The sequence below is a fragment of the Rhodococcus wratislaviensis genome, assembly GCF_041228765.1.
Taxonomy (GTDB): Bacteria; Actinomycetota; Actinomycetes; order Mycobacteriales; family Mycobacteriaceae; genus Rhodococcus_F; species Rhodococcus_F wratislaviensis.
On record NZ_CP150488.1, the window covers coordinates 3,593,477 to 3,605,840 of the forward strand.

The 12,364-nt window shown below is 68.2% G+C and carries 11 protein-coding genes; 2 read left to right on the top strand and 9 right to left on the bottom strand.

Annotated elements, in window-relative coordinates; all coding sequences use genetic code 11:
• The 9 genes from WKC72_RS16455 to WKC72_RS16495 form a co-directional block, all read right to left on the bottom strand.
• A complete protein-coding gene (locus tag WKC72_RS16455) occupies positions 1-828 on the bottom strand; it encodes an NAD-dependent protein deacetylase (RefSeq protein WP_268790073.1) in 828 nt (275 codons plus the stop codon).
• A 21-nt stretch (positions 829-849) separates the two neighbouring features.
• Entirely contained in the window at positions 850-1,785 is a 936-nt protein-coding gene (locus WKC72_RS16460) for a D-isomer specific 2-hydroxyacid dehydrogenase family protein (protein WP_037226354.1), read from the bottom strand.
• 10 nt (positions 1,786-1,795) lie between these two features.
• On the bottom strand, positions 1,796-2,194 hold the full coding sequence (locus WKC72_RS16465) for an ectoine synthase (RefSeq protein WP_005261294.1): 399 nt from the start codon (positions 2,192-2,194) through the stop codon (positions 1,796-1,798).
• Between the two features lie 19 nt (positions 2,195-2,213).
• Positions 2,214-3,476, bottom strand: a complete 1,263-nt coding sequence (ectB, locus tag WKC72_RS16470) for a diaminobutyrate--2-oxoglutarate transaminase (protein WP_112299446.1) — start codon at positions 3,474-3,476, stop codon at positions 2,214-2,216.
• 27 nt (positions 3,477-3,503) lie between these two features.
• Complete coding sequence (ectA, locus tag WKC72_RS16475) at positions 3,504-4,016, bottom strand: diaminobutyrate acetyltransferase (protein WP_009474013.1); 513 nt, start codon at positions 4,014-4,016, stop codon at positions 3,504-3,506.
• A 151-nt stretch (positions 4,017-4,167) separates the two neighbouring features.
• Entirely contained in the window at positions 4,168-6,267 is a 2,100-nt protein-coding gene (locus WKC72_RS16480) for an ATP-dependent DNA helicase RecQ (protein WP_128641896.1), read from the bottom strand.
• 58 nt (positions 6,268-6,325) lie between these two features.
• On the bottom strand, positions 6,326-7,192 hold the full coding sequence (locus WKC72_RS16485) for a ribokinase (protein WP_037226359.1): 867 nt from the start codon (positions 7,190-7,192) through the stop codon (positions 6,326-6,328).
• Positions 7,193-7,201: 9 nt separating this feature from the next.
• A complete protein-coding gene (locus tag WKC72_RS16490) occupies positions 7,202-8,671 on the bottom strand; it encodes an MFS transporter (RefSeq protein ID WP_370183431.1) in 1,470 nt (489 codons plus the stop codon).
• Positions 8,672-8,914: 243 nt separating this feature from the next.
• On the bottom strand, positions 8,915-10,015 hold the full coding sequence (locus tag WKC72_RS16495) for an NADH:flavin oxidoreductase/NADH oxidase (protein WP_370183434.1): 1,101 nt from the start codon (positions 10,013-10,015) through the stop codon (positions 8,915-8,917).
• Between the two features lie 114 nt (positions 10,016-10,129).
• Here WKC72_RS16495 and WKC72_RS16500 point away from each other — a divergent pair, with 114 nt between their 5' ends.
• On the top strand, positions 10,130-11,410 hold the full coding sequence (locus WKC72_RS16500) for a glutamate-5-semialdehyde dehydrogenase (protein ID WP_037226362.1): 1,281 nt from the start codon (positions 10,130-10,132) through the stop codon (positions 11,408-11,410).
• Between the two features lie 62 nt (positions 11,411-11,472).
• The gene (locus WKC72_RS16505) at positions 11,473-12,354 is read left to right on the top strand and encodes a MoxR family ATPase (protein WP_005261286.1); all 882 of its coding nucleotides are present in this window, start codon (positions 11,473-11,475) and stop codon (positions 12,352-12,354) included.
• The last annotated feature ends 10 nt before the right edge of the window (positions 12,355-12,364 follow it).

A 12,364-nucleotide genomic window follows, 5' to 3' on the forward strand; every position in this document is an offset into this window, starting at 1 on the left:
TTACGCAGGCAGTGCGGAGGACGCGTCGAGCAGTGCGGTGAGTGCGTCGGAGCAGCCGGCGTGGAGGGTGAGGGTGGCGAACTCGTCGCCGCGTGTCGTCCCCCTGTTGACGATGACGATGGGGATTCCGCGTTTGGCGGCGCGGCGGACGAACCGCAGTCCCGACATGACGGTGAGCGACGAGCCGGCCACGAGGAGCGCCTCGGCCTCGTCGACCACGTCGTAGGCGGCGGCGACCCTCGGCTTCGGGACGGATTCTCCGAAGTACACGATGTCGGGTTTGAGCAGGCCGCCGCACGTCTCGCAGTCGACCATCCGGAAATGCTCGGTGCTGGTAATCACCGCGTCGGCGTCCGGTGCGATCTCCACTCCCTGTGCGGCAGCGACGGTTTCGGCGAATCCCGGGTTCGCACGCTCGAGCCGGTCGGCGAGCGTGGCCCGTGAGATCAGGGCGTCGCACGTCAGGCACCGGACCTGGGCGTACGTGCCGTGCAGGTCGATCACCCGGCGACTGCCCGCCTTGGTGTGCAGTAGATCGACGTTCTGGGTGATGACGGCACGCACGGCACCGGCGCGTTCGAGCCCCGCCAGAGCGCGGTGGCCGGTGTTGGGCCGGGCGGCGTCCATGTGCCGCCAGCCGAGGTGGTTCCGCGCCCAGTAGTGGCGGCGGAAATCGGGGTCACCGGTGAACTGCTGGTACGTCATGGGATTGCGCGGTGGCGAATCCGGACCCCGGTAATCGGGGATCCCGGAGTCCGTCGAGATGCCGGCGCCCGTGATCACACACAGACGCCGGCCACCGAGTACGTCGATCAGTCGGGCGAACACGCACTCCAGGGTAGCGCCGGTTCAGTACCCGACGACAGGATCGATCAGAGCGGTGAGATTCTCACCGGCGACGAAGCGGGTGACGTTCAGCGCCACGTGCTCCGCGAACGCCGGGGGGCGGACCGCAGGCGGGTTGGAATCGTGGGGGGTGATGATCACGTTGGGCAGATCCCACAGCGGGTGGCCGTCGGGAAGCGGCTCGGGATCGGTGACGTCGAGTCCCGCTCCGCCGATCGTGTTGTCCCGCAGCGCTTTCACCAGAGCATTGGTGTGGACGAGCGAACCGCGCGCGACGTTGATCACCCACGCCGTCGGCTTCATCTGTGCGAACTCCGCCGCCCCGACCAGATGGTGCGTGGCGTCGGTCGCGGGAGCCCCGAGCACGAAGTGGTCCGCGCGGGCCCACACCTCGCCCAGACGGGTGGTGGGGAGCGTTTCGATCGCGCCCGGAACGGGGCTGCCGGAGCGGTTCACCGCGATGACGTCGGCCCCGACGCCCGCGAGCATCGGGATCAGCGCCCGGCCGATGCCGCCGGCACCCACGATGGCGACCGTGGTGCCCCGCAGGGTGCCGATCTTCGAGAAGAACTCCTGCTGGCGCCACGTCTTCGCCTCCAGGTGCTCCGGGAGTGCCCGCACCCCGGCCAGCAGCAGAGTCAGCGCGTGCTCGGCGACGGTGGCGGCGAACGCGCCCGCCGCCGACGTCCACAGAACGGTGGTGTCGGGTCTGATCACCTTCGCGGCGAACCACTCCTCGACACCCGCGGAGTTCAACTGCACCCAGCGGATGTTCTCGGGAAGCGGGTCCGGGAACCCGATCGGACCCGTGGTCCAGACCAGAGCGTCCGCGGACTCGAGGGGGGCCACACGGGCACCGCCCCGGCGCACCGCATCCTCGAGGAGCGGGTCCGGGGCGGGTCCGATGGCTATAGCTGGAACAGCAGCGTCGTCGGCCATGGGGTCGAACTTACGCGGGAACCTCGACCAAGGGGTAGACACCGTTCTCGTCGTGGACCTCACGGCCGGTGACGGGCGGGTTGAACACACACAGCATGCGCATTTCGGTGTCGGGCTCGACACGGTGACGCTCGTGACCGTTGAGCAGGTACATCGAACCGGGGCCGAGTTCGTAGACCTTGTCGTTGTCGAGGTCGATCAATTTGCCGGTTCCCTCGACGAGCCAGACGGCCTCGACGTGGTTGGCGTAGTGGAACTCGTTGACCGAGCCCGCTTTGATCGTGGTCTCGTGGAACGAGAAACCCACTTTGTCGCCGCCGAGGATGATGCGCTTGCTGCGCCAGTTTCCGTCCTCGCTGGTGATGTCGCGCTCGGTGTCGGTGATTTCTGCGGTGGTACGAACGATCATGTGAGTGTCAGTCCTCTCTCTAGCTGCAAACCTTGCCGGTGGCGTCGGCGAGAATGGCGAGTCCGTGGTCGAGTTCCTCGTCGGTGATGGTGAGCGCCGGAAGGAGCTTGACCACCTCGTCGGACGGTCCGGAGGTCTCCGCGAGCAGGCCCTCGTCGAAGGCGAGTTTGCAGACCTTGCCCGCGTTCTCCGGCTCGTCGAACACGAGACCCTGGACGAGGCCGCGACCGCGGGTGGAAACGGAGCCCTCGAACTGGTTCGCCAGATCGGTGAACGCCTGGTGGATCTTCTCGCCCTTGGTCAGCGTCGACTTGTGGAGGGTGTCGTCGGACCAGTAGTGGTCCAGGGCCACCTTCGACGTCACGAATGCCGGGTTGTTGCCACGGAACGTGCCGTTGTGCTCGCCCGGGCCCCACACGTCGAGCTCACGCTTGAACAGCGTCAGCGCCATCGGGAGACCGTAGCCGCTGATCGACTTCGACAGGCAGACGATGTCCGGGGTGATGCCGGCGACCTCGAAGGAGAAGAACGGCCCGGTGCGCCCGCAGCCCATCTGGACGTCGTCGACGATCAGCAGGATCTCGCGCTCGGCGCACAGGTCCGCGAGGGCGCGCAGCCACTCGGCACGGGCGACGTTGACGCCGCCCTCACCCTGCACGGTCTCGACGATCACGGCGGCCGGACGGTTCAGGCCACTGCCCGAGTCGTCGAGCACGCGGCGGAACCAGTGGAAGTCCTCGGTGACGCCGTCGAAGTAGTTGTCGAACGGCATCGGGGTGGCGTGCACCAGTGGGATTCCGGCGCCGGCGCGCTTCATCGAGTTACCGGTGACCGACAGGGCGCCGAGCGTCATTCCGTGGAAAGCGTTGGTGAAGTTGATGATCGACGAACGACCCGTCACCTTGCGCGCCAGTTTCAGTGCGGCCTCGACCGTGTTGGTTCCGGTGGGGCCGGGGAACTGGACCTTGTAGTCGAGACCTCGCGGTTTCAGGATCTTGTCCTGGAAGGTCTGGAGCAGGTCGCGTTTGGCCACGGTCGACATGTCGAGACCGTGCGTGATGCCGTCGCTGACGATGTAGTCGACGAGCGCCGACTTCAGGACCGGGTTGTTGTGGCCGTAGTTCAGCGAACCGGCACCGGCGAAGAAGTCGAGGTAGTCGCGGCCGTTCTCGTCGCGGATCCACGATCCGGACGCCGACTCGAAGACGGCGGGCCAGCCACGGCTGTAGCTGCGAACCTCGGATTCGAGGTTGTCGAAGATGTTCGTATCGAAGTTAGTCATGTTGCTGCATTCCTCCGGGGCATGCTCTTAGCCGATCGTGTACAGATCTTCGGCTTCGTGTCCATCGGGAAAATCATTAGGGGAGAACAGTTCTTGCTTGTTGATCGCCGTATCTCGGCGACGCGCCAATGCTGTGAACAGCGCGATCGAGGCCTCGTTGTCGGGGCTGATCGTCGTCTCGAGATGGGTAATCCCTTCGGGTGCAAGTCGATCGAGCAGCGCGCTCAGCATGCGACCTGCAATTCCCTTGCCGCGCTGGTCTGCGTCTACGGCAACTTGCCAGACGAACAGCGTCGCTGGGGATTCGGGGCGGATGAAGCCCGATACGAATCCCACGACGCGCTCGTCGACGACTGCGACGACCGACGAGCGGCTGAAATCTCTACACCACAACAGGTATGCGTAGCTCGAATTGAGATCGAGCACTTCCGTGTTCCTGGCGATCTCCCAGAGCCGGACTCCGTCAGTGATCTCTGGACTTCTGAACAACACCGCGTCCGGCGCGGTGGTCGGGATGGCACTCTTCTGAACAGGCGTCATTGGAAATTCGAACCTAACAACCATCCCCTTCGATTTCACGTGCCTCGCGAAATTGGACAGTTCAGGCGGCGGAGCTTTGCAGGTGAGACGTGCAAAGTGATGCTCATCACATTATGTAACTTTTGGGTGAACCGCAAGCGACACACTTCGCCTATTTGAGACTCGCGAGCGCGAAGGGAAGGACCGACGCGGCACCCGCCGCGCGGAGCGTCCTGGCGGCCATCGTGAGGGTCCAACCGGTGTCCGTGAGGGTGTCGACGAGCAGCACGGGTCCGGATGCGTCGCGAAGGTCGGGAACCTCCCAGGCGTCGACGAGCCCGGCCACCCGGTACGCGGAATTGGCCGCGGACACCGGCGGATGCTCCGGTCGCAGCCGCAGAACTCCCAGGTCGGAGAGTCGTCCGACAGCGGCGAGCTGCCCCGCGATCGACGCCGACAGAAGGGGATGGGTGGCGGATTCGACCGCCATGACGGCGGTGGGACGCTCGGCCCAGTCCCAGGAGGCCAGCACCTGGATGCAGGCCTTCAGGACGGCGTCGGGGGCAGGTCCGTCCGGTTCGTCGAGCAGGGACCGCAGCCGCTGACCCCAGCCCAGGTCGGACAGCCGGCCCAGGACGCGCCCCGGTTCGGGGCCGTCCGCGATCTTCCCGGACAGCGTCACGCCGAGCTTCGCGAGGCCCGTGGGCCACTGTTTACGGGGCGCGAGATCCACGCCTGGCCGCTCGAGGCGCGTCCTGGTCTGTTGCACCGCCTCGGCGTCCACGGTCGCGTCGTGGCGCACTCCGGTGCAGTTGTCGCACCGGCCGCACTCCGAGGTTCCCGCCGCCAGACCCGGATCGTCGAGCTGCTCGCGCAGGAACGCCATCCGGCACGTGGTGATCCGCTGGTAGTCGATCATCGCCTGCTGCTCGGATTCGCGGGCCCGCTCCAGGCGCTCGTAGCGGTCCGCGTCGTACGTCCAGGGCTCCCCGGTGCCCACCCAGCCGCCGCGCACCCGGCGTACCGCACCGTCCACGTCGAGGACTTTCAGGACCATCTCCAGCCGGGTGCGACCCAGCTCCACCAGCGGCTCGAGCGCCTGCGTGGACTGCGGCCGGTCGGTGTCGAGGACCTCGATGACCCGGCGCACGACGTGCTCCCGGGGGAACGCCACTGAGGCGAAATAGCTCCAGATCTGCTTGTCCTCGGAGCCGGGCAGCAGGATGACCTCGGCGCGGTCGGTGGACCGTCCGGCACGCCCGACCTGCTGGTAGTAGGAGATGGGGGACGACGGCGCACCGAGGTGCACGACGAACCCCAGGTCGGGCTTGTCGAACCCCATGCCGAGCGCGGACGTCGCCACGAGGGCCTTGACGCGGTTGCCGAGCAGGTCCTGCTCGAGGGTCTCGCGCTCGGCGGCGTCGGTTTGCCCCGTGTAGGCGGCGACCGTGTGGCCCTGCTCGGACAGCAGGCTCGCCAGATCCCGCGCCGCCGACACGGTGAGCGCGTAGATGATGCCCGAGCCGGGCAGGCTGTCGAGCTTCTGGGCGAGCCACGCGGCCCGGGCGGTGGCCTCCGGAATCTGCACGACCGACAGGTGCAGCGACTCGCGTTCGAGGCCGCCGCGGAGGACGAGGGTTTCGGCGCCACCCACCCCGAGCTGCGTCGAGACGTCGGAGACGACGCGGTCGTTCGCCGTGGCCGTGGTGGCCAGTACGGGGATGCCCTCGCCGAGTTCGGCGATCAACGTGCGGATCCGCCGGTAGTCGGGACGGAAGTCGTGACCCCAGTCCGACACGCAGTGCGCCTCGTCGACCACGACGAGACCCGCGTCGGCTGCGAGGGAGGGCAGGACCTGGTCGCGGAAGTCGGGATTGTTGAGACGCTCGGGGCTGACCAGCAGAACGTCGAGTTCGTTGTCCGCGACCCGGGCGTGGATGTCGTCCCATTCGGTGACGTTGCCGGAATTGATGGTGGCGGCGCGCACGCCTGCCCGCTCGGCGGAGGCCACCTGGTTCCGCATGAGTGCCAGGAGCGGCGACACGATGACCGTGGGGCCGTGCCCGTGCGCCCGCAGGAGCTTTGCCGCGATGAAGTAGACCGCCGACTTGCCCCAGCCCGTCCGCTGGACGACCAGCGCCCGTCTGCGGCCCACCACGAGCGCCTCGATCGCCGTCCACTGGTCGTCGCGGAGGGTGGCGTGCTCGCCTGCCAGCTCGCGGAGCAGCCGTTCGGCCTCGTCACGGAGTGCGGGTTCGGTGGCGGTCGTCATGCCCCCATGGTGCACGACACGGGTGACACGGAGGATTCGGGCGACGGCAGGAGCTCGCTCAGCCGGGCAGCGCCGCCTCGATCTCGGCGAGGGTGGGCGATGACGTGGAGGCGCCGCGGCGGGTGGTGGCGAGCGCGCCCGCCGTGCACGCGAACGGGACGGCGGCCGCCGGCCCGCGCCGCCACGAGACGGCCAGGGCGCCGGCGAACGCGTCGCCCGCCCCGGTCGTGTCGACCACCTCGACCTCGGGGGAGTCGGCGTGGAGCGCGGTGCCGTCGCCGCCCGCGTAGTCCGCGCCCGACGATCCCAGCGTGGTCACGACGTGGGAGATGATGCCGGTGACCTCGGCGCCGAGTTGCGCGGCCTCGGTCTGGTTGACGAGGAGTACGTCGACCAGCTCCACGAGTTCGGGCGGAAGTGTCTGCGCCGGTGACGGATTCAACATCACGACGGTGCCGTGTGCTGCGGCGTGCGCCGCCGCGGCCAGCACGGTGCCCAGGGGTATCTCGAGTTGGCAGAGCAGGACGTCGGCGTCCGCGACGGCCGCGAGTTCGGCGGGCGTCAGGTCCACCACGGTGCTGTTGGCGCCCGGAACCACGACGATGCTGTTCTCGCCGGCGGCGTCGACGGTGATCGCCGCGATTCCGCTCGGCCCGTCCACTTCGCGCAGGTACCGCGTGTCGACCTCGGCGTCCACGAGGGCCTGTCGCAGGTCGAGAGCGAACACGTCGGAGCCGACGGCGCCGACGAACGTCACGGCGCCACCGGCCCGCGCCGCGGCGATCGCCTGGTTGGCACCCTTGCCGCCGGGGGTGGCGGCAAAGGCGCTGCCCAGGATCGTCTCCCCCGGCGCGGGTAACCGCTCGGCCGCCGTCAGTAGGTCCATGTTGACGCTGCCGACCACGGCGACCCTGGGAGCGGACATCTTCCGAGACTAACCCGCGTCGGCGGCCGCCGTCTCCTGTGCGGGTGTCGCGGATGCCTCGCCCTTGGTGCGGCGGAGACGCTTCAGGATGCGGCGGGCCTCGGCGTCCGTGGCCACGGCGGGCGGCGAACCCTCCAACGGCTTCCGGGCGGTCTCGGAGATGAGCAGAACCGCGATACCGCCGATGACGGCCGCGACCATCATGTACATCGGCGCGACGAGGTCACTGCCCGTCGCATCCTGCAACGCCGTGAGGACGAGGGGGGTGGTGCCACCGAAGATCGACACCGCGAGGTTGTAACCGATCGCCAGCCCGCCGTAGCGGATTCCGGTGGGGAACAGCGCGGGAAGGACCGACGGGAAGACGCCGACGAACAGCAGCAGGAGGCCGCCGAGCATCGCGAGGCCGAGGAAGACGGTGAAGTAGTGGCCGACACCGATCAACAGGTACGCGGGCAGCGACAGCGCAAAGAACCCGACGAAACCGGCCAGCAGCAACGGTTTCCGACCGACCCGGTCGGAAAGCTTTCCGACGAAGCTGATGCACACCATCATGATGAGCATCACGATGATCATGAGGACGAGTCCGTGCGACTCGTCGTAGCCGAGCGTGTTCGACAGGTACGTCGGCATGTAGCTGAGCAGGCCGTAGTGCGCGATGTTGTACGTGGCGACCAGGATGACGCACAGCACCAGCGGCCGCCAGTTCTCCACCAGGGTTTCGCGCAGCTTGCGTCCCGTGGATTCTTCTGCGAGCGAACGTTCTTCGGCCTGCTCCATCTGCTGGAACGCGGGCGTCTCCTCGAGTCGCAACCGCAAGTAGAGGCCGATCAGGCCCAGCGGGCCTGCGAGCAGGAACGGAATTCGCCACGCCCAGTCCACCAGAGCGTCGGCGCTGACCACGGTGCTGATGATGGTGACCAGGCCCGCGGCCGCGACATACCCGGCGAGGGTTCCGAATTCGAGGAAGCTCGAGAAGAAGCCGCGGCGCTTGTCCGGCGCGTACTCGGCGACGAACGTGCTGGCGCCGCTGTACTCGCCGCCCGTCGAGAATCCCTGCACGAGCCGGAACAGCACCAGCAGAATCGGTGCCGCGAGCCCGATGGATCCGTAACTCGGGATGAGGCCGATGGCGAATGTGCTGCCCGCCATCAGGATGATCGTGGTGGCGAGCACCTTCTTGCGACCGATCCGGTCACCGAGCGGACCGAAGAACAGTCCACCGAGGGGACGGACGATGAACGCCGCGGCGAAGATCGCGAACGTCGACAGCAGCTGTGCGGTACCGCTGGCCTCGGGAAAGAACACCTTGCCGATGGTGGTCGCGAGGTAGGCGTACACGCCGAAGTCGAACCACTCCATGGCGTTACCGAGCATGGTGGCCTTGACGGCTCGTTTGACGGAGGCCTCGTCGGTGACCGTGACATCAGGTGATTCGGCCACCTCGGCCGACGTGATCGAGTGATCTGGTGCAGTCATGTCGTGCGCTCCCCAGCGCAGTTATCACCCGCGCGGGGCACGTACCTGATGCACGCATCTTTTCGTCGCCCGCACGGCGATTGCTGGTCGGGTTCGGCAACCCACGGCCCTTCGGCGCGATGCGGCCCCCGCCGATCGGCTCTGGCTCGTGGCTCGGTCCCGCCCCACCGTCCGGGGTGCGGGACTACCAGCTGTAAGAGCGATTACCGTAGCAAAGGATACGGGGGGTTGTCGGCCCGAGCCTCAGTACGCCCGCGCGTATTGCGCCGGAATCTGCGGCGTCACCTGGGCATTCAAGGCGAGTGCGGCTTTTCGCGGCCAGTACGGGTCGCGCAGCAGTTCGCGTCCGAGGAACACGGCGACGGCTTCACCCGTCTCCACGATCCGCTCGGCCTGCTCCGGCTCGGTGATGAGCCCGACGGCGGCGGCCGGGACCGTGGTCTCGTTCTGGATGCGACGGGCGAACGGGACCTGGTAGCCGGGTCCCACCGGGATCCGGGCGGACGCGACGCCGCCGCTGGAGACGTCGACGAGATCGACGCCGAGGTCGGCGAGGGCCTGCACGAGGGACACGGTCTGATCCGGCGTCCAGCTGTCCGTGTCGAGGCCGGGCTCCTCGGACAGCCAGTCGGTCGCCGAGACGCGGACGAAGACGGGCAACTCGGCCGGCCAGACCCCGCGCACCGCGTCGACGACCTCGAGCAGGAGGCGAATGCGGCCCGCGAAGCTGCCGCCGTACTCGTCTGTGCGGTGGTTGCTGACCGGGGAGAGGAACTGATGCAGCAGGTAGCCGTGTGCCGCATGGATTTCCACCACCTTGAAACCGGCCCGCGACGCCCGCTCGGCGGCGGCGGCGAAATCGGCGACCACCTTCCGGATGTCGGCGGTCGTCGCCGCGGCGGGCGGGGTGTGGTCGCCGAAACCGATCGCGCTCGGCGCCACCGTCTGCCAGGACAGCCGATCGTCGCCGTCGAGGCTCCCGCCCCCGCGCCACGGGACGTGCGCGGATCCCTTGCGCCCGGCGTGACCGAGTTGGATGCCCGGGACCGCGCCGAAGTACTCGAGCTGTGCGTTGATCTCCGCGAAGGCTTCGGTCTGGGTGTCGTTCCAGATGCCGAGGTCGGCGGCGCTGATGCGGCCCTCGGGGCTGACGGCCGTCGCCTCGGTGAGGATCAGCCCGGCACCGCCGATGGCACGCGTCACGAGGTGCGTCCGGTGCCAGTCGTTGGGCACCCCCACACCACTGCCCGTCACGTCGGCCGAGTACTGGCACATCGGCGCCATCCACACCCGATTGGGGACGGTGACTCCACGGAAGGTGATCGGTTCGAACAACACGCTCACTACAGCACTCCTGCCTCTGATGGTCTCGACCAGTCGCAACCTGCGCGGGGGACCAAATCATTCCCGGTCGTTCCCGCTCCGCGGTGTACAGGCCCCTGTATATAGGCTGTCTTCATGACTGCAGTGACTTCCACCTCGTCGGCCGGTGCCGCGGTGGATACCCGTGAAGCCGTCCACGCAGCGGCCCGTCGCGCCCGCACCGCGTCGCGGGTCCTCGCGCTGCTCACCACTGCGCAGAAGGACGCGGCACTCCATGCGGCGGCCGATGCCGTGCTCGCCGCCTCGGCCGACATCCTCGCCGCCAACGCGGCCGACATCGAGACGGCCAGGGCGTCGGGCACCGAGGACTCCCTGCTCGACCGGCTGCGGCTGACCCCGGAGCGGATCGAGGGAATCGCGTCCGGACTGCGTCAGGTGGCCGGTCTGCCCGACCCGGTCGGTGAAGTGGTGCGCGGCTCGACCCTCCCCAACGGTCTCGAACTCCGTCAGCTGCGGGTACCGCTCGGCGTGGTGGGCATGGTGTACGAGGCCCGCCCCAACGTCACCGTCGACGCGTTCGGGCTGGCACTCAAGTCGGGCAACGCGGCCCTGCTGCGCGGCTCCTCGTCCGCGGCGAAGTCGAACGCGGCGCTGGTCGCGGCGTTGCGGGCGTCGCTGGCGGCGCAGCAGCTGCCGGAGGACGCGGTGCAGTTACTGCCGAGCGACGACCGCTCCAGCGTGACGCACCTCATCCAGGCCCGCGGGCTGGTGGACGTCGTCATTCCCCGCGGCGGCGCCGGCCTGATCGACGCCGTGGTGCGTGACGCGACCGTCCCGACCATCGAGACGGGCGTCGGCAACTGCCACGTCTACGTCCACTCGGCGGCCGACCTGGAGATGGCCGAACGGATCCTGCTCAACTCCAAGACGCGGCGACCGAGTGTCTGCAACACCGCGGAGACGGTGCTGATCGACGCCGCGATCGCCGAGACGGCGGTGCCGAAGCTGCTGCAGGCCCTGCAGACGCACAGCGTGACGGTCCACGGGGATCTGCCGGGTCTGGTACCCGCGACCGAGTCGGACTGGTCGGAGGAGTACCTCACCCTGGATGTGGCCCTCAAGGTCGTCGACGATCTGAACGCCGCGGTCGAGCACATCGACCGCTACGGAACCGGTCACACCGAGGCCATCGTGACCTCCGACCTCGCGGCTGCCCGCGAGTTCACCGCCCGGGTCGACGCCGCCGCCGTCATGGTCAACGCGTCCACCGCCTTCACCGACGGTGAGCAGTTCGGATTCGGCGCCGAGATCGGGATCTCCACGCAGAAGCTGCACGCACGCGGCCCGATGGGACTCCCCGAACTGACGTCCACCAAGTGGATCGTCTGGGGTGACGGGCACACCCGCCCGGTCTAGACGTTTCGCCCACCCCCTTTCCCTCCGGCCCCCTCTGCCCGTCACTTCTGAAAGGAGCGAGCGTGGATCGCGCACTGCCCACCACGACGCCGTTCTTCGCGAGCGTCGACGACGTCATCGCTCGGCTCGCCGAAACCGGTTACCTGTCCGACAAGGGCACCGCGACCGCGGTGTTCCTCGCCGACAGGCTCGGAAAACCCCTGCTCATCGAGGGTCCCGCCGGCGTCGGCAAGACCGAACTCGCCCGCGCCGTCGCCGAGACCACCGGCGCCGAGCTGGTGCGGTTGCAGTGCTACGAGGGCGTCGACGAGGCACGCGCGCTGTACGAGTGGAACCACGCGAAGCAGATCCTGCGCATCCAGGCGGGCAGCGACCACAGCTGGGACTCCACCAAGGCGGACGTCTTCTCGGAGGAGTTCCTGCTGTCGCGGCCGCTGCTGACCGCGATCCGGCGCGAGGACCCGACGGTGCTGCTGATCGACGAGACCGACAAGGCCGACGTCGAGATCGAAGGCCTGCTCCTCGAGGTGCTCAGCGATTTCGCGGTCACCGTCCCCGAACTGGGCACCATCACGGCCACGCGCAAGCCGTTCGTCGTCCTCACCTCGAACGCCACCCGCGAACTGTCCGAGGCACTCAAGCGCCGCTGCCTGTTCCTGCATCTCGACTTCCCCGACGCCGAGCTCGAGCGGCGGATCCTCGCGAGCCGGGTGCCGGAGCTGCCCGAGGCAGTGGCCGAGCAGCTGGTCAGGACCATCCGCGTGCTGCGCGGCATGCAGCTGAAGAAGCTGCCGTCGGTCGCCGAAACCATCGACTGGGGTCGCACACTCCTCGCGCTCGGGCTCGACACCCTCGACGACGACGCCGTGCGCGCCACGATGGGTGTCGTCCTCAAACACCAATCCGACCAGCTACGGGCCGCTGCCGAGCTGCGACTGAACTGAAGGACTTCCC

Excerpts from the sequence above, each read along its gene's own strand:
- WKC72_RS16460 (WP_037226354.1), bottom strand. The coding sequence starts at position 1,785 with ATGGCCGACGACGCTGCTGTTCCAGCTATAGCCATCGGACCCGCCCCG.
- WKC72_RS16465 (WP_005261294.1), bottom strand. The coding sequence starts at position 2,194 with ATGATCGTTCGTACCACCGCAGAAATCACCGACACCGAGCGCGACATC.
- ectB (WP_112299446.1), bottom strand. The coding sequence starts at position 3,476 with ATGACTAACTTCGATACGAACATCTTCGACAACCTCGAATCCGAGGTT.
- ectA (WP_009474013.1), bottom strand. The coding sequence starts at position 4,016 with ATGACGCCTGTTCAGAAGAGTGCCATCCCGACCACCGCGCCGGACGCG.
- WKC72_RS16480 (WP_128641896.1), bottom strand. The coding sequence starts at position 6,267 with ATGACGACCGCCACCGAACCCGCACTCCGTGACGAGGCCGAACGGCTG.
- WKC72_RS16485 (WP_037226359.1), bottom strand. The coding sequence starts at position 7,192 with ATGTCCGCTCCCAGGGTCGCCGTGGTCGGCAGCGTCAACATGGACCTA.
- WKC72_RS16490 (WP_370183431.1), bottom strand. The coding sequence starts at position 8,671 with ATGACTGCACCAGATCACTCGATCACGTCGGCCGAGGTGGCCGAATCA.
- WKC72_RS16500 (WP_037226362.1), top strand. The coding sequence starts at position 10,130 with ATGACTGCAGTGACTTCCACCTCGTCGGCCGGTGCCGCGGTGGATACC.